The organism is Dyadobacter sp. CY312, from assembly GCF_021390535.1.
GTDB lineage: Bacteria > Bacteroidota > Bacteroidia > Cytophagales > Spirosomataceae > Dyadobacter.
On the sequence record NZ_JAJUXG010000061.1, the window covers coordinates 1 to 721 of the forward strand.

Below are 721 nucleotides of genomic sequence, written 5' to 3' on the forward strand. Positions count from 1 at the left end.
CCATAGACCGGCCCCGTTTGAAGCGCAAAACCGGCTGTCGGATCTACCATTTGCAAATAGGTCGCACGACTGGAATTGACGTCTACGACATAATAATGGGTATGGTTGTTATTGTACAGCAGCATATAGCCACCGGGCAGCTCGGCGCCTACGTTGAGCCCTGATGGCAGGCCGGTAATTGGATATGACATTGATCCCCCTTCTCTGTCAATCCTTACAATGTTATTGGTCCCTGTTCTGGAGGCCCATAACATATTGTCCACGGAATTGTATATTAAACCATTCAGAACATACGGCAAGGTGGCGATCAGCGTTTTAGCTCCCGTAGCGACATCAAATCCGTGAAGTGCTGACGTGCCATCCGGAATAGAATTGATAGTCTGATAAGCGATACCGTCATTACAGGTGAACGGCAGATCTACCAGAATTGTGGTTGCGCAACTTGCTCCGTCATTATTACCTGATGGCGTACTCGTTGAAATCAGAGAAGCAGTGTTGGTTGCCGGATCCACCTTAGAAAAAGATCCGATACCATTGTGAAATACGTATAACTTACCCGAAGCATCACTGAATACGGCACCGTAGTTACCTGACGAGGGCAGCCCATCAACTGCGGCCCCAACCACTACATTACCAGTGAAAGGATCCAGCGTCGCAATTTGGCTGCTTGTTGTAATTCCGTAACAAAGTTGATCTTTAGACACAAAGGCTATGTCGGAGA

Annotated in this window: 1 protein-coding gene; it reads right to left on the reverse strand. The window is 47.9% G+C overall.

Going from position 1 to position 721, the window contains the following annotated elements; translation table 11 throughout:
* The coding region (locus tag LZG71_RS30375) for a DUF6923 family protein (RefSeq protein WP_409013707.1) at positions 1 to 704 on the reverse strand (704 nt) is incomplete at its 3' end.
* Positions 705 to 721: the final 17 nt, after the last annotated feature.